1 protein-coding gene is annotated in these 229 nt (G+C 47.2%); it reads right to left on the bottom strand.

Annotation, left to right across the window (positions count from 1 at the left end; genetic code table 11):
* On the bottom strand, nt 1-229 hold a 229-nt coding region (locus LD028_RS09720), incomplete at both ends, for a hypothetical protein (RefSeq protein WP_237811699.1).

Here is a 229-nt window from a genome sequence, read left to right as displayed (position 1 = left end):
CTCTGCGGCCGTCCTCACCCTTCGATCGACAAAACCAATGTCCGCCAAAAAATCATAAAAATCAAAATACGCCGACTGCATTGCAGTCTGTGAGATTCCCGCATTCATGGAAACGCTTTTGCCAGCCCCCTCAGGCCCGCCAAGCGTATATCCCTTGAAAATAAGATCTGCGATCGTCTTAAAGACGTTCATTTTTGAACGGTTTCCAAAGCCATTAACGACGCTAAAC

The organism is Anoxybacillus sp. LAT27 (genome assembly GCF_022030075.1).
GTDB classification, from domain to species: domain Bacteria; phylum Bacillota; class Bacilli; order Bacillales; family Anoxybacillaceae; genus Anoxybacillus; species Anoxybacillus kestanbolensis.
The sequence above is the reverse complement of the archived record's forward strand: the minus strand, read 5'-3'. Positions and strand labels throughout refer to the sequence as shown.